Below are 13,963 nucleotides of genomic sequence, written 5' to 3' on the forward strand. Positions count from 1 at the left end.
CTTGCCTACTGCTTACCGCACAGCGAGACGACCTTCTGCTCATCCTCCGAGAGGGTGGGGCCGGGGCTGGGGGTGGGTGCGGTCGCTGATGTGGACGGGGTCGGTGAGGTCGAGGGGCTCGGTGATGCCTTGGACGTGAGGGAGGTCTTGGTGGTTCCCGTGGTGCCGCCCGCCTGGCCCGTGCCGGTCTTCGAGTTGTTCTTGCTCTCGGCCGCCTGACGCTCGGACTCCTTCTTGCATGCGGAGGCCTGCACGGAAAGATCGTTGATCTTCGACTGGGCGCCGGTCAGGCTGCCTTCGGCGATCGTGGCCTTGACCTGCTTCTGCTGGTACGGAGGCAGGTACTTGAGTTCGATCTCGGGGTGGTCCTTCTCGACCTTGGAGAGGGAGACCCAGGCCAGGTCCTGGCTGATGCCCCGGTAAAGCGCGACGTGCTCGGCCTTGGTGCCGACGTAGTACTGGGTCTGGGTCCAGCGCCAGCCGCCGTAGAGGCCGCCGCCGACGACGGCGAGGGCAAGCACGAGGTAGAAGGATCTCTTCGCCCACTTGCGGCCCCTGCGGGGTTTGACGAAGTCGTCGTCGGTGTAGTCGCCGAAGCTGCCCGCGGGGATGTAGCCGGTGGTGTCGCCGGAGCCGGGCGGGCCGAACTCGCCGCCACCCTGTCCGTGGCCCTGGCGGCCGAGGCCGGAGGCGCGGCCCGCGGGGGTCTCCATGAAGCCGGGGTCGTGCAGGTGGTTCTGGTTCTCGGCGACCGCTCCGACCACGACCGGGGTGTCGGAGAGCTGCCCGGCGAGGGTGTCCCCGGTGTCCAGGTCCAGTACGTCGGCGACGATGACGGTGATGTTGTCGGGGCCGCCGCCGCGCAGCGCGAGCTGGATCAGCTCCTGCACGGTCTCCTGGGGGCCCTGGTAGCTGGCGAGGGTGTCCTCGAGCGTCTGGTGGGAGACGACGCCGGACAGGCCGTCGGAGCAGATCAGGTAGCGGTCGCCGGCGCGGACCTCACGGATGGAGAGGTCCGGCTCGACGTGTTCGCCGCTGCCCAACGCCCGCATCAGCAGGGAGCGTTGGGGGTGGGTGGTGGCCTCTTCCTCGGTGATGCGGCCCTCGTCGACGAGGCGCTGCACCCAGGTGTGGTCCTGGGTGATCTGGGTGAGGACGCCGTCGCGGAGCAGGTACGCGCGGGAGTCGCCGACATGGACGAGACCGAGGCGCTGGCCGGTCCAGAGGAGGGCCGTGAGCGTTGTACCCATGCCCTCCAGCTGCGGGTCCTCTTCCACCATGGAGCGCAGCTGGTCGTTGGCGCGCTGTACGGCGGTGCCGAGGGAGGTGAGGATGTCGGAGCCCGGCACGTCGTCGTCGAGGGCGACGATGGTGGAGATGGCCTCGGAGGAGGCGACCTCGCCTGCGGCGGCGCCGCCCATGCCGTCGGCGATCGCGAGCAGGCGCGGACCGGCGTATCCGGAGTCCTCGTTGCCCTCGCGGATCATGCCTTTGTGCGATCCGGCGGCAAAGCGCAGTGACAGACTCATGCGCACCTCGCCCGTCGGCTCCGGGTACATCCGCACGGTGCCCACCCTCCGGTCGGGAGCGCGCCGGTGCCCGTCGTGGGGGCCGCCGCTGCGTGCTCGCTCCGCTCGCTCATTGTCGTACTACTTCCGCAGCTCGATGACTGTCTTGCCGATGCGGATCGGCGCGCCCAGCGGAATCGGCGTGGGGGTCGTCAGCCGGCTCCGGTCGAGGTATGTGCCGTTGGTGGAACCCAGGTCCTCGACGATCCACTGGCCGTCGCGGTCCGGGTAGATCCTGGCATGGCGGCTGGAGGCGTAGTCGTCGTCCAGCACGATCGTGCTGTCGTGCGCCCGGCCCAGGGTGATGGTCTGGCCCTGGAGCGCGACGGTCGTGCCGGTGAGGGTGCCCTCGGACACGACGAGTTTGCTGGGGGCGTTGCGGCGCTGGCGGCCGCCGGCGGCCTGCTGGCGCTGTTGCGGGGGCGCGGCCTGCTGGCGGGCGGCCTGCTGAGGCCGTGCGGCCTCGCGCCTGGACCCGCGCTGGGTGACACGCGTACCGAACAGGTCGCTGCGGATGACCTGCACGGCCACGATCACGAACAGCCACAGTACGGCCAGGAAACCCAGCCGCATGACCGTGAGGGTCAGCTCTGACATTGCCCCCGCTTCACCCTTCGGCTTGCCGGTAAATGATGGTGGTGCTGCCCACGACGATCCGCGAGCCGTCGCGGAGCGTAGCGCGGGTGGTGTGCTGCCCGTCCACCACGATGCCGTTGGTGGACCCGAGATCCTGGATCGTCGAGGGCGTTCCGGTCCGGATCTCGCAGTGCCGGCGGGAGACGCCGGGGTCGTCGATCCGCACGTCGGCTTCGGTGCTGCGGCCCAGCACCAGCGTCGAGCGGGAGATCTGATGGCGGGTGCCGTTGATCTCGATCCAGTGGCGGGTGCGTGAGCCGGGCTGCGGTGCGCCGACCGGGCCACCCGCGCCGGGACGCTGGCCGTAGGGCGCGGCGCCGGGGCGCGCGCCGGGCGGCGGCGCGGCAGGCATCGGCGGGGCGCCCGCGGGTGCGGCGGCCGGCGGGTAGCCGTACCCTCCGCCGGGGCGGCCCGCGGCCGGCGCCGGCGGAGCGGCGGGTCCGGGAGCCTGCTGGCTGCTGGAGGAGGCGAGCGTACGGCTGCGCACCCGGTACAGGCCGGTGTCGAGGTCGTCCGCCTTCTCCAGGTGGACCTTGATGGGGCCCATGAACGTGTAGCGCTGCTGCTTGGCGTAGTCGCGCACCATGCCGGCGAGCTCGTCGCCGAGCTGGCCGGAGTAGGGGCTGAGCCGCTCGAAGTCCGGTGTGCTCAGCTCCACGATGAAGTCGTTGGGCACGACCGTCCGGTCGCGGTTCCAGATGGTCGCGTTGTTGTCGCACTCACGCTGGAGCGCTCCGGCGATCTCCACGGGCTGGACCTCGGACTTGAACACCTTGGCAAAGGTGCCGTTGACCAGACCTTCGAGACGCTGCTCGAACTTCTTCAGGACTCCCATGAGGCACCTCCTCCGATGTCGCTTCCGTCCAGTGTCCCGGTTGGCGGGCGCTGCCTTGCCTGGTACTGCTTACTGATCGTATCCACGCGCGGGTGAATCAGCTGGTTCCCCCTGTCGGCCCGGTCGACGGGTGTCGACGCTGGACGAAGTTCCCTCCGGAGGTTCCCTCCGAAGCTGCCCTTCGAACTCCTCCCACGCACTCCTTCTGCCCAGGATCGTAGAGGTGGCCGCAGACAAGTGTCCCGCACCTGGCTGTGGACCCTGTCCGGCTCCAGGGGAGACGGGCAGGACCGGTACGAGGTTGATACGTGAACCGATACGTGTTGATACGGAGCGGGTCGCTTCGCGGGACGGCCGTCCGCGTGGCGGTGATTCGCGGGTCGCGGGGGCGGGCCGGGGCGCGGGGCGGCGGGTCGACGGCCGGACGGCACATCCGTGCTGGTGGGCGGCTGCGCAGGCATAAGGGATGTGAACCCACCTCTGCCAGCGTGCTAATGTTCTGGGTGTCGGAAGGCGCCAGCCCAAAGGGCCGGAGCCGGAGGACACACCCAATGCGCGGGTGGCGGAATAGGCAGACGCGCTGGATTCAGGTTCCAGTGCCCGCAAGGGCGTGGGGGTTCAACTCCCCCCTCGCGCACCAGCCGAAAGCCCCCAGGTCTTTGACCTGGGGGCTTTCGCGTTCTCCGGGGCGTGTGAGGCGCGTTACCCGGTGAGGACAATCACATGGCCGGCCGGTCCGGGTTCCGGGCGGCGTTTTCCACAGGTGCGGAGTTGTCCACAGGGTCTGACGCGTTTCGGTCACCGGCTGTACGGTCGGCACGAGTTGATGTTCGTGGGCGTGCGGGGGAGGCGGTTGGTGTGACCGGAGTGACCGGAATCGGAGAGGCAGCGGCGGGGTCGGGCGTGCGGCGGCTTCCGCGGGTGCGGGGCTTCGCCGAGTGGCCCGCCGAGGGGTCGCCCAAGGACGAGGGCAAGGCGCTGCGCAAGCGGGTGCCGCGCAGTGCGCACTCCGCGCTCGACCTCGACGGCTCCCGCCCGCACGCGGCGGACGCGGTCGAGGAGTCCCACCGCGGCCGGATCGCCGAGCTCACTCCGATACGCGCGGGCCGGATGGCGGCCACGCCGTTCGCCTTCCTGCGTGGTTCCGCCGGCCTCATGGCGTACGACCTCGCGCGCACACCCATGACCCGGATCCGCGCGCAGATCTGCGGCGACGCGCATGCCGCCAACTTCGGCCTGTACGGCGATGCGCGCGGTGACCTGGTCATCGACCTCAACGACTTCGACGAGACCGTCCACGGCCCCTGGGAGTGGGACCTCAAGCGGCTCGCCGCCTCTCTCGTGCTCGCGGGCCGGGAGGCAGGCGCCGACGAGGACCAGTGCCGCAAGGCGGCCTACGACGCGACCGGCGCCTATCGCCGCACCATGCGGCTGCTCGCCAAGCTGCCGGTGCTGGACGCGTGGAACGCCATCGCGGACGAGGAACTCGTCTCCCACACCGACGCGCACGACCTGCTCGGCACGCTGGAGCGGGTCTCCGAGAAGGCGCGGGCCAATACGAGCGGGCGCTTCGCGGCGAAGTCGACGGAGCAGGCCGAGGACGGCGGGCGCCGCTTCGTGGAGGCGCTGCCGGTGCTGCGGCGGGTGCCGGACGCGGAGGCCGCGGCGGTGGCGGCGGCCCTCGAGCAGTACGTGACGACGCTCTCCGAGGACCGGCTGCCGCTGCTGGCCCGCCATGCGGTGCACGACGTCGCCTTCCGGGTCGTCGGCACGGGCAGCGTCGGCACACGGTCGTACGTCGTGCTGCTCCTGGACCACCGGGGGCAGCCGCTCGTCCTCCAGGTGAAGGAGGCCCGCCCGTCGACGCTGGTGCCGCACCTGGTGACCGCGGGCTTCGAGGTGCCGGAGGTGGAGCACGAGGGCCGCCGGGTGGTGCTCGGGCAGAAGCGCATGCAGGTCGTCAGCGACATCCTGCTGGGCTGGACGTCGGTGGAGGGACGGCCCTTCCAGGTACGGCAGTTCCGCAACCGCAAGGGCAGTGTCGACCCGGCGGCGCTGGCCGCCGACCAGATAGACGACTACGGCCGTATGACCGGCGCGCTCCTGGCCCGCGCGCACTCCCACAGCGCCGACCCGCGGCTGGTCGCAGGGTACTGCGGCAAGAGCGAGGAACTGGACGCGGCGATCGCCGACTTCGGCGTCGCCTATGCCGACCGCACGGAGGCCGACCACGCCGATCTGGTGGCAGCGGTGCGGGCGGGGCGGATCGCGGCGGAGATGGGCGTGTGAGCTGGGTGTCTGCGGGAGGCGGCCGGTGCGGGCCGTGCTTGCAGGGGCGCGATGCGATGACCTTGCGCCGCACTGGCCGCCTCCGCCGTGGCCTACGCTGGGCGGGTGACGAGCCCGGAAGCTGAGCAGGGTGGTGTCGCCGGCGAGGCGCAGGCGACGCCCCAGGACGGTGCGCCGCGTCCCGAGGAGCGGCTGGAGCGGGCCGTGCGGGCCGCCGAGCAGGCGCTGATCGAGTACGAGATCGCTGTCGAGACCTTCCGCGTGGAGGTCGAGAACTTCTCCCGGCTGCACCACCAGAAGCTCGGCCCGATGTACGCCCGTCTCGACGAGCTGGACGCGCAGATCGCCGAGGCCCGGGCCGCCCGCACCGGCGACCCCGAGGACCGGCGCAAGGCGGACGAGGCGCGCGCCCGGGTCATGCCGATGCCAGGTGTCGAGGAGCTGTTCCACGGCTGGATGGACGGGGAGGGGCTCTTCCCGGAGGCCGTGGCGATGCTCACGGACCAGCCCGTGCGGCCCCCGCAGCGGGTGCGCCCCAGCGACGAGGCCCGCAAGCTCTACCGTGAGCTGGCCCGCAAGGCCCACCCCGACCTGGCCCAGGACGACACCGAGCGGGCGCGGCGCGAGGAGTTCATCACCCGCGTCAACGCCGCCTACGCCCGCGGCGACGAGCCGCTGCTGCGGGAGCTGGCAGAGGAGTGGGCCAGGGGCCCGGCTCCTCAGGAGCGCGGTCCGAGCCGCAGCGAGGAGCTCTACGCCCGCCTCGAATGGCTCGCCCAGCGCAAGGAACTGCTCTCGCTGGTCGCCAAGGAACTGGAGGAGAGCGCGATCGGCGCGATGCTCCGGCTGGCGCCGGACGATCCGGACCGGCTCCTGGAGGAGATCGCCGAGAAGCTCCTGGCCGATGTCTCCCAGCGCGAGGCGGAGCTGGCCGAGCTCCTTGGGTAGCCCGCCGCTCGGGCGGCCGGTGCCGTGTCCGGCAGCGTCGGGTAGCGTCTTGGGCATGCATTTCGGAGCTGGTGTGCCCACGGTCGAGGTCGGAGACCTCAAGGACGGCGACTTCCTGCTGGACGTCCGCGAGGACGACGAGTGGCAGGCGGGTCACGCCGAAGGGGCACTGCACATCCCCATCAGTGATTTCGTCGCCCGCTACGGCGAGCTGACCGAGGCCGCGCCGCAGGACGGCCGCGTCAACGTGATCTGCCGCTCCGGCGGCCGCTCGGCGCAGGTCGCGATGTACCTCGTGCAGCAGGGCATCGACGCGGTGAACGTCGACGGCGGCATGCAGGTGTGGGCGGCTGCGGGCCGCCCGGTCGTGACCGACGAGGGGCAGCCCGGGTTCGTCCTGTAGCTCGCGGCGGCCGCTGCGGTCAGCCCAGCGGGTGCGCCGCCAGCAGGTCGCCGAGAGCCTCCTCGTGCGCTGCCGGCGGGCCGAGCTGCAGCTCCAGGTGCTTGGCCCAGGCGTGGTACCGGTGCAGGGGGTATTCGACGTCCGCCCCGAACCCGCCGTGCAGATGCTGTGCCGTCTGCACGACCCGCCGCACGCCCTCCGACGCCCAGATCTTGGCGACGGCGACGTCACCGGAGGCGGGCAGTACGCCGGGCGCTCCCGAGGCGATCCGCCACGCGGCCTGCCACAGCGTGGCCTCCATCGCGCGCAGGTCGATGTACCGGTCGGCGGCCTGCACGGCGACCGCCTGGAACGTGGCGACGGGGTGTCCGAACTGCTCCCGTTTGCCAGTGTATTCACTGGTCATCGCGAGGACCCGTTCGCCGAGCCCGAGGGCCAGCGCGCACGTCCCGGTGGTCAGCAGTTCGCGCAGCCACTCCCATGCGCCGTCGGCGTCGATGACGTCACGGGACGGGATGCGTGCGGACTCCAGACGCAGTTCGCCGAGCCGCTCGCCGGTGGTGGAGACCTGCTCGCCGAGCCCGACGCCTTGGTGGCTGCGGGGGACCACGGCGAGGAGGGTGCGGTCGGCGGTCGTATGGGCCGGTACGACGACGAAGTCGGCGGTGTGCGCCCAGGGCACGCTGGTCTGCACCCCGTCCAGGAGCCACTGGTCGCCCTCCTGCTGTGCGGTCACGGCGAGTTCGGCCGGGTCGTGGCCGGTGCGGCCGTTCGCGGCGACGGTCAGCACCGCCTCGCCCCGCCCCGCACGGGGGAGCAGCGCCGACTTCAACTCCTCGCCGCCGTATGCCTGTACGGCCGCCGCGGCCGCGCTGGTCTCCAGCACGGGTACACGCGCCAGTACCCTGGCCGACTCCCGCAGCACCAGGCAGAGCGCGATGGCGTCCAGGCCTGCCCCGCCGTACTCCGCGCCGAGCAGCAGGCTCAGCAGGTCCGCCTCGGCGAGCCGGGTCCACAGTGCGCGGTCGAAGTCCTCGGCGACGGCGCCGGGGACGAGTGAGGGGCTGGGCACCGCGTCCGGCTGGACCCCGGCGAACACCCCCCGCGCCGCCTCGGCCGCCGCCTGCTGCTCCTCGGTGAAGGTGAAGTCCACGGTCCTGTCCCTCCGGAGGGTCCGCTGCTCTGACGGACCGTCAAGATAGAACAGGTTCTAGAAGAAGGGAACGGTGCGCCGACTCCGGACGCCTGGTCGTGGGTTCAGCGGTCGAAGTCCAGCTCCACTTTCTCCGTCACCGGATGCGACTGGCATGCCAGCACGTATCCCGCCTCCGTCTCCTCCGGTTCCAGCGCGAAGTTGCGGTCCATGCGCACCTCGCCGGTGACCAGGAAGGCCCGGCATGTGCCGCACACCCCGCCCTTGCAGGCGTAGGGCGCGTCGGGGCGGTTGCGCAGGACCGTCTCCAGCAGGGACTCGCCGTCCTGCACGGGCCAGGTCCCGCCGCGGCCGTCGAGCCGGGCGGTGACCGTGCTGTGCGCGGGGGCCGTCGCGGTCGAGGCGGGGGCGGCGGCGTCGACGTGGAAGATCTCCTCGTGGATGCGCGTGCGCGTCACACCGAGCCCGCGCAGGGCCCGCTCGGCCCCTTGGACCAGCCCGAACGGCCCGCACAGGAACCATCCCGCAACCTGCCCCACCGGCAGCAGCGCCGGCAGCAGCCCGGTCAGCCGCTCCTGGTCGAGCCGCCCGGACGGCAGCCCCGCCTGCTGTTCCTCCCGGGACAGCACCGTCACCAGCTGCAGCCGCCCCGGATACCGGTCCTTCAGATCGGCGACCTCGTCCAGGAACATCGTCGAGGCGGCCGTACGGTCGCTGCGTAGGAGACAGAACCGGGCCTCCGGCTCGCGCGCCAGCAGCGTCGAGACGATCGACAGCACCGGGGTGATGCCGCTGCCGCCGACGATCGCCGCGTACAGGCCGGGCGCCGGGTCGAGGGTGAAGCGGCCGGCCGGGGTCATCACCTCCAGCTCGTCGCCGACGTCGATCTCCTTGAGTGCGTACGTCGAGAAGGCCCCGCCCTCGACCAGTCGCACGCCGACCCGCAGGGTGGTGGGGCCCGCGCTGCCGGGGGCCGGTGCCGGGGAGCAGATCGAGTACGTGCGCCGTATCTCCTCCCCGTCCACCAGGCGCCGAAGGGCCAGATGCTGGCCGGCGGCGTGCCGGTACTCCTCGCGCAGCTCCTGGGGCACGGTGAGGGTGAGGGCCACGGAGTCGTCGGTGAGCCGGTCGACCGCTGCCACCCGGAGCGTGTGGAAGCGGGCCATCACAGCTCCTTGAAGTGGTCGAAGGGTTCACGGCAGGACAGGCAGCGCCGCAGTGCCTTGCAGGCGGTGGAGGAGAAGCGGCTGAGCAGCTCGGTGTCGGTGCTGCCGCAGTGCGGGCAGTGCACCGGCTCCAGGGTGCGGGTCGGGCCCAGCGACACGGAGACCGGTCCGGACGCCTCTCGCACGCGCGGGGGCGCTATCCCGAACTCCCGCAGCTTGCGCCGCCCTTCGGCCGTGATGTCGTCCGTCGACCAGGCGGGGAGCAGCACCGTGCGGACGGTGACGTCCCGTATGCCGTGCGCGTGCAGCATTCGCTCTATGTCCAGGGACATCGCCTCGATGGCGGGGCAGCCGGTGTAGGTCGGGGTCAGTTCGACCTCGACCGCGTCCGCGCCGCGCACATGCACCGCGCGCAGGACGCCGAGCTCCCGGAGGGTGAGCACCGGCAGTTCGGGGTCGGGCACCGAACCGGCGATCTCCAGGAGTTCGGACTCCAGGGCCGTGGTCGTCGTCACCATGACGCCCCCGGGTGGCTGCGGTGCAGGTGCTGCATCTCGGCGAGCATCCGGCCGAAGGACTCGGTGTGCACGCCCTGACGGCCCGCGCCGGCCGTCCACGCCCCGGCGCGAGGTCCCTCGGGGACCGTCAGGGTCGCGCGGTGCAGCACGGCCCGGACGGACTCCAGCCAGGCCGTCTCCATCCCGGCCAGGTCGACGTCCAGGCCGTCCACCCGCTGGAACATCTCGCCGGTGAAGCGCCACAGAGCCGTGCACGCGCGCTGCATGCGCTCGTGGCCGGCCTCCGTGCCGTCGCCGAGCCGAAGCGTCCACTGTTCGGCGTGGTCGCGGTGGTAGGCGACCTCCTTGACGGCCTTTGCGGCGAGGCCTGTGAAGGGGCCGTCCGCGGCGGCCAGTTCGGCGTACAGCAGGTGCTGGTAGGTGGAGAAGTAGAGCTGCCGGGCGATGGTGTGGGCGAAGTCGCCGTTCGGCTGTTCCACCAGCTGGAGGTTGCGGAAGGCGCGCTCCTCGCGCAGATACGCCAGCTCGTCCTCGTCGCCCACCGTCGACAGCAGCACGCGGGCCTGACCCAGCAGGTCCAGCGCGATGTTGGCGAGGGCGACCTCCTCCTCCAGGACGGGGGCATGGCCCGCCCACTCGCCGAGGCGGTGCGAGAGCACCAGGGCGTCGTCGCCGAGAGCCAGGGCGGCGGTCGTGGCAACCGCGGCCGTTTCGGGAGCCGTCACAGGTGCTTCACCCCGTCCGGGATCTCGTAGAACGTCGGGTGCCGGTACGGCTTGTCGGCGGCCGGCTCGAAGAACGGGTCCTTCTCGTCCGGGGAGGACGCGGTGATCGCGGACGACGGGACGACCCAGATCGAGACGCCCTCGCCGCGGCGGGTGTAGAGGTCGCGGGCGTTGCGCAGGGCGAACTCCGCGTCCGGCGCGTGCAGGCTGCCGGCGTGGGTGTGGGAGAGGCCGCGGCGTGAGCGCACGAAGACCTCCCACAGGGGCCAGTCGGTGTTCGTCATGCTCGCGTCGCTCCTGTCTCGCCGGACCTGCTCGCCTCGCCGGTCTTGCTCGTGTGCTTGGCCGCGTAGGCCGCGGCCGACTCCCGTACCCACGCGCCTTCCTCGTGCGCGCGCCTGCGCTGGGTGAGCCGCTGCTCGTTGCACGGGCCGTTGCCCTTGAGGACTTCTTTGAACTCCGTCCAGTCGATCGGGCCGAAGTCGTAGTGCCCCCGCTCCTCGTTCCACCTCAGGTCCGGGTCGGGGAGGGTGAGGCCCAGCGACTCGGCCTGGGGGACGCAGATGTCGACGAAACGCTGGCGCAGCTCGTCGTTCGAATGCCGCTTGATCTTCCACGTCATCGACTGGGCGGAGTGCGCCGACTCGTCGTCGGGCGGACCGAACATCATCAGGGACGGCCACCACCAGCGGTTCACCGCGTCCTGAGCCATCGCCCGCTGCTCCGGAGTGCCGCGGCCGAGGGCCAGCAGCAGCTCGTACCCCTGGCGCTGGTGGAAGGACTCCTCCTTGCAGATGCGGACCATCGCGCGCGCGTACGGGCCGTAGGAGCAGCGGCACAGCGGGACCTGGTTGGTGATCGCGGCGCCGTCCACCAGCCAGCCGATCGCGCCGACGTCCGCCCAGGTCAGCGTCGGGTAGTTGAAGATCGAGGAGTACTTCTGGCGGCCGGAGTGGAGCTTGTCGAGCAGCTCGTCGCGGCTGGTGCCGAGGGTCTCTGCGGCGCTGTACAGGTAGAGCCCGTGTCCGGCCTCGTCCTGGACCTTGGCCATCAGGATCGCCTTGCGGCGCAGGGAAGGCGCGCGGGTGATCCAGTTGGCCTCCGGCTGCATGCCGATGATCTCGGAGTGGGCGTGCTGCGCCATCTGCCGGACCAGTGTCGCGCGGTAGGCGTCGGGCATCCAGTCGCGCGGCTCGATGCGTTCGTCGGCGGCCACGGCGGCGTCGAAGGCGCGCTCGTAGGCCCCGGTGTCGGCGGTGTCTTCCGCGGTGCCGTACGCCTGGTGCGCGGCTGCTGTCGCCATGCGGTCCCCCTCGACCTGGGCTCGGTCCGGAGCCGGCTCCCGACCGATCGTTCGGTTCGTGCGATTCCATGGTGGGACGGGCGCCGTAAGCTGTCAACCGCTGTGGGTAACTTGCGGGCGTGTCCTGTGGACAAATTGGGCGACCTCGCGTATGCCGCGGCGAGGCCGGCCCGACAGGGGCTGTGCCGCGCGGGCGGGCCTGAGTACCGTGCCCGTGCGAGTGCGGTGGCGTGGTGCGCACATGCGGTACGGCGCCCCGCGGCCGGGCGGCCGGAAGATGGACCGGATCGGGAGACGGGGCGGAATGGACGCGTACGGCACAGACACGGACGCCCGGCACGGGCCGGACGGACCGGGCAGGCCAGACGGTGCGCCCGAGCCGGCCGGACCGGGTCCGGCGGACGATCCGCAGGACGTCTCGACGGACGCCGCCGTACTCGATTCCGGCGCCTTGGCCTTCTCGGTCGCTCCCGCTCCCGGCCGGCCGGACGCCGAACCCCGCACCGGGGTGGCCGCTCTCTCCCTGCGCTACCAGATCGGCGCCGCGCTGGCGCTCGCCGTCGTCGCGGTCGTCGTGTGTGTGCACGTCGGCATGGTCTTTCTGTACGTCGCGCCGTCGAACACCCTGACGAAGGCGCACGGCAAGGCGATCGACGACTGGATCTACCCGGAGTTCGAGCAGAACTGGAAGCTCTTCGCGCCGAACCCGCTGCAGCAGAACATCGCCGTCCAGGTCCGCGCCGAGGTGCAGGAGAAGAACGGCGAGGTGCGGACCACCGGCTGGTACGACCTGTCCGCCCAGGACGGGCAGGCCATCGACGGCAATCTGGTGCCCAGCCACACCGAGCAGAACGAGCTGCGCCGGGCCTGGGACTTCTTCGTCGCCACGCACGACAGCAACAACCGTCCGGCGGGGCTGCGCGGCGGCCTGTCCGAGACGTATCTGCGGCGCATAGTGGTGCTCCGCCTGGGCCGCGACGACGCGGCCGGGAAGGGCGGAGTCATCGAGCAGGTCCAGGTCCGTTCCCGTACCACCAATGTGCCCCCGCCGAAGTGGAGCACCGAGAAGATCTCCGACAAACCCATGGACCGTGTGCTGCCGTGGTGGCCGGTCGCTGCCGCAGACACCGACGGAGGCGCCCGGTGAACCGCTTCGCCCTGTCGGTCTCCTCCGCCATCGCCCGCATCACGGAATCGGCGCTCGGCCCCTACCAGTCCGCCGTGATCCGCATCGGCTTCAGCGCGACCTGGCTGCTGTTCCTGCTCCGCGAGTTTCCCCATCGCGAGGAGCTGTACGGTCCCGGCAGCCCGTGGAGCTGGGACCTCGCCCAGCAGCTGATCGCGTCCAACAGTGCCTTCACGGCCCTGATGTGGTCGGACGGCCGGGGCTGGTTCGAGTTCGTCTACGCGCTCGCCGCCCTGTCGAGCGTCCTGCTGCTGCTCGGCTGGCGCACCCGCACCATGTCCGTGCTGTTCATGATCGGTGTGCTTTCGCTGCAGAACCGCAGTGTCTTCATGGGGGACGGCGGCGACAACGTCCTGCACCTGATGTCCGTGTACTTGGTGTTCACGCGCTGCGGCCGGGTCTGGTCGCTGGACGCACGGCGGGCGGAGCGGGCTCGTGTGGCACGCGCGCGTGGAGAGCATGTTTCCGACCGGGTCGGCCTGGTGCTGTGGGCTGTGCTCGGGGTCGCGCTGGTCGCGGTGACCGTCGGCGGACGGTTCGACGGCGCCGATCCGACCGTGCCTGTGATCCTGTGGGGCGTCTGGCTCGCGCAGGCCGTGTGGTGGCTGGTCGGGCGCCGGGCGAAGAGCGGGGAGCCCAGGATTCTGCTGGACGTCGTCGCCAACATCGTGCACAACGGCGCCCTCCTCGTGATCATGGCCGAGGCCTGTCTGATCTACGCGACGGCCGGCTGGTACAAGATCCAGGGCACGCGCTGGCAGGACGGCACCGCGGTCTACTACCCCCTCCACCTCGACTACTTCTCGCCCTGGCCCGGCCTCGCCGACCTGCTGTCGTCCAGCGGCACCATGGTGATGCTCGTGACGTACGGGACGGTCATCGTGCAGGTCGCCTTCCCGTTCACGCTGTTCAACCGGCGGGTCAAGAACGTCCTGCTGGCGGCCATGATGACCGAGCACGCCGTGATCGCCGTCCTCCTCGGCCTGCCGTTCTTCTCGCTGGCGATGATCGCGACGGACGCGGTCTTCCTGCCGACGTCGCTGCTGCACCGCCTCGGCGACCGGGCGGCACGCGCGCGTGGCCGCTTCCTCGCCCGCGGCGGCCGTACGACGCCGTCCGAACCGCGAGCCCCGGAGAGCCCCGAGCCCACGCAGGTGAGCTCGACGGCGTGAGCCCTGCGCCCATGCACCCGTGCTCCACGGCGTGAGCCGGGGTCCGACGCGCACGTAGGCT

The 13,963-nt window shown here is 71.4% G+C and carries 14 protein-coding genes and 1 tRNA gene; 6 read left to right on the forward strand and 9 right to left on the reverse strand.

Annotated elements, in window-relative coordinates:
- Window positions 1-5: 5 nt before the first annotated feature.
- The 3 genes from IH68_RS0124895 to IH68_RS0124905 form a co-directional block, all read right to left on the reverse strand.
- The gene (locus tag IH68_RS0124895) at window positions 6-1,559 is read right to left on the reverse strand and encodes a Stp1/IreP family PP2C-type Ser/Thr phosphatase (RefSeq protein WP_030939043.1); all 1,554 of its coding nucleotides are present in this window, start codon (window positions 1,557-1,559) and stop codon (window positions 6-8) included.
- A 90-nt stretch (window positions 1,560-1,649) separates the two neighbouring features.
- On the reverse strand, window positions 1,650-2,165 hold the full coding sequence (locus tag IH68_RS0124900; protein ID WP_030939061.1) for an FHA domain-containing protein FhaB/FipA: 516 nt from the start codon (window positions 2,163-2,165) through the stop codon (window positions 1,650-1,652).
- Between the two features lie 10 nt (window positions 2,166-2,175).
- On the reverse strand, window positions 2,176-3,039 hold the full coding sequence (locus IH68_RS0124905) for an FhaA domain-containing protein (RefSeq protein ID WP_030939064.1): 864 nt from the start codon (window positions 3,037-3,039) through the stop codon (window positions 2,176-2,178).
- A gap of 553 nt (window positions 3,040-3,592) precedes the next feature.
- Between IH68_RS0124905 and IH68_RS0124910 the strand changes: the two genes are divergently transcribed.
- The 4 genes from IH68_RS0124910 (at window position 3,593) to IH68_RS0124925 (ending at window position 6,679) form a co-directional block, all read left to right on the forward strand.
- A tRNA-Leu gene (locus IH68_RS0124910) sits at window positions 3,593-3,679 on the forward strand.
- 83 nt (window positions 3,680-3,762) lie between these two features.
- Window positions 3,763-5,328 (forward strand): DUF2252 domain-containing protein, encoded by a 1,566-nt coding sequence (locus IH68_RS0124915; protein WP_420719008.1) that lies wholly within the window; start codon window positions 3,763-3,765, stop codon window positions 5,326-5,328.
- Window positions 5,329-5,433: 105 nt separating this feature from the next.
- Window positions 5,434-6,276 carry a J domain-containing protein gene (locus IH68_RS0124920; protein WP_030939070.1) on the forward strand — a complete coding sequence of 281 codons (843 nt, stop codon included), beginning with the start codon at window positions 5,434-5,436 and terminating at the stop codon, window positions 6,274-6,276.
- A 73-nt stretch (window positions 6,277-6,349) separates the two neighbouring features.
- The gene (locus tag IH68_RS0124925; RefSeq protein WP_030939073.1) at window positions 6,350-6,679 is read left to right on the forward strand and encodes a rhodanese-like domain-containing protein; all 330 of its coding nucleotides are present in this window, start codon (window positions 6,350-6,352) and stop codon (window positions 6,677-6,679) included.
- A gap of 19 nt (window positions 6,680-6,698) precedes the next feature.
- On the opposite strand, the gene IH68_RS0124930 is transcribed toward IH68_RS0124925, so the two are convergent.
- The 6 genes from IH68_RS0124930 to paaA all read right to left on the reverse strand — a co-directional run bounded on the left by IH68_RS0124930 (window position 6,699) and on the right by paaA (window position 11,544).
- Window positions 6,699-7,832, reverse strand: coding sequence for an acyl-CoA dehydrogenase family protein (locus IH68_RS0124930; RefSeq protein ID WP_030939076.1), 1,134 nt, complete (start codon window positions 7,830-7,832; stop codon window positions 6,699-6,701).
- 104 nt (window positions 7,833-7,936) lie between these two features.
- Window positions 7,937-8,998: a 2Fe-2S iron-sulfur cluster-binding protein gene (locus IH68_RS0124935; RefSeq protein ID WP_030939079.1), complete on the reverse strand. Its 1,062-nt coding sequence runs from the start codon at window positions 8,996-8,998 to the stop codon at window positions 7,937-7,939.
- The gene (paaD, locus tag IH68_RS0124940) at window positions 8,998-9,513 is read right to left on the reverse strand and encodes a 1,2-phenylacetyl-CoA epoxidase subunit PaaD (RefSeq protein WP_030939082.1); all 516 of its coding nucleotides are present in this window, start codon (window positions 9,511-9,513) and stop codon (window positions 8,998-9,000) included. The genes IH68_RS0124935 and paaD overlap by 1 nt, the downstream gene beginning before the upstream one ends.
- Entirely contained in the window at window positions 9,510-10,241 is a 732-nt protein-coding gene (gene paaC, locus IH68_RS0124945; protein WP_030939085.1) for a 1,2-phenylacetyl-CoA epoxidase subunit PaaC, read from the reverse strand. Before paaC ends, paaD begins: the two co-directional genes overlap by 4 nt.
- Complete coding sequence (gene paaB / locus IH68_RS0124950) at window positions 10,238-10,525, reverse strand: 1,2-phenylacetyl-CoA epoxidase subunit PaaB (protein WP_030939087.1); 288 nt, start codon at window positions 10,523-10,525, stop codon at window positions 10,238-10,240. Before paaB ends, paaC begins: the two co-directional genes overlap by 4 nt.
- Complete coding sequence (paaA, locus tag IH68_RS0124955) at window positions 10,522-11,544, reverse strand: 1,2-phenylacetyl-CoA epoxidase subunit PaaA (RefSeq protein ID WP_030939091.1); 1,023 nt, start codon at window positions 11,542-11,544, stop codon at window positions 10,522-10,524. Before paaA ends, paaB begins: the two co-directional genes overlap by 4 nt.
- Window positions 11,545-11,848: 304 nt before the next feature.
- Here paaA and IH68_RS0124960 point away from each other — a divergent pair, with 304 nt between their 5' ends.
- Together IH68_RS0124960 and IH68_RS0124965 are read left to right on the forward strand one after the other, a co-directional pair.
- Window positions 11,849-12,691, forward strand: a complete 843-nt coding sequence (locus tag IH68_RS0124960; RefSeq protein ID WP_037885117.1) for a DUF5819 family protein — start codon at window positions 11,849-11,851, stop codon at window positions 12,689-12,691.
- Window positions 12,688-13,902, forward strand: coding sequence for an HTTM domain-containing protein (locus tag IH68_RS0124965; RefSeq protein WP_030939098.1), 1,215 nt, complete (start codon window positions 12,688-12,690; stop codon window positions 13,900-13,902). The genes IH68_RS0124960 and IH68_RS0124965 overlap by 4 nt, the downstream gene beginning before the upstream one ends.
- Window positions 13,903-13,963 lie beyond the last annotated feature (61 nt).

The sequence above is a fragment of the Streptomyces sp. NRRL S-646 genome (assembly GCF_000720765.1).
Taxonomy (GTDB): Bacteria; Actinomycetota; Actinomycetes; order Streptomycetales; family Streptomycetaceae; genus Streptomyces.

Bases quoted from the DNA above. Each gene is read 5' to 3' on its own strand.
- IH68_RS0124905 (WP_030939064.1), bottom strand. From the start codon at position 3,039: ATGGGAGTCCTGAAGAAGTTCGAGCAGCGTCTCGAAGGTCTGGTCAAC.
- IH68_RS0124895 (WP_030939043.1), bottom strand. From the start codon at position 1,559: ATGTACCCGGAGCCGACGGGCGAGGTGCGCATGAGTCTGTCACTGCGC.
- IH68_RS0124915 (WP_420719008.1), top strand. From the start codon at position 3,763: ATGGCCGGCCGGTCCGGGTTCCGGGCGGCGTTTTCCACAGGTGCGGAG.
- paaA (WP_030939091.1), bottom strand. From the start codon at position 11,544: ATGGCGACAGCAGCCGCGCACCAGGCGTACGGCACCGCGGAAGACACC.
- paaB (WP_030939087.1), bottom strand. From the start codon at position 10,525: ATGACGAACACCGACTGGCCCCTGTGGGAGGTCTTCGTGCGCTCACGC.
- IH68_RS0124935 (WP_030939079.1), bottom strand. From the start codon at position 8,998: ATGGCCCGCTTCCACACGCTCCGGGTGGCAGCGGTCGACCGGCTCACC.
- IH68_RS0124900 (WP_030939061.1), bottom strand. From the start codon at position 2,165: ATGTCAGAGCTGACCCTCACGGTCATGCGGCTGGGTTTCCTGGCCGTA.
- IH68_RS0124960 (WP_037885117.1), top strand. From the start codon at position 11,849: ATGGACGCGTACGGCACAGACACGGACGCCCGGCACGGGCCGGACGGA.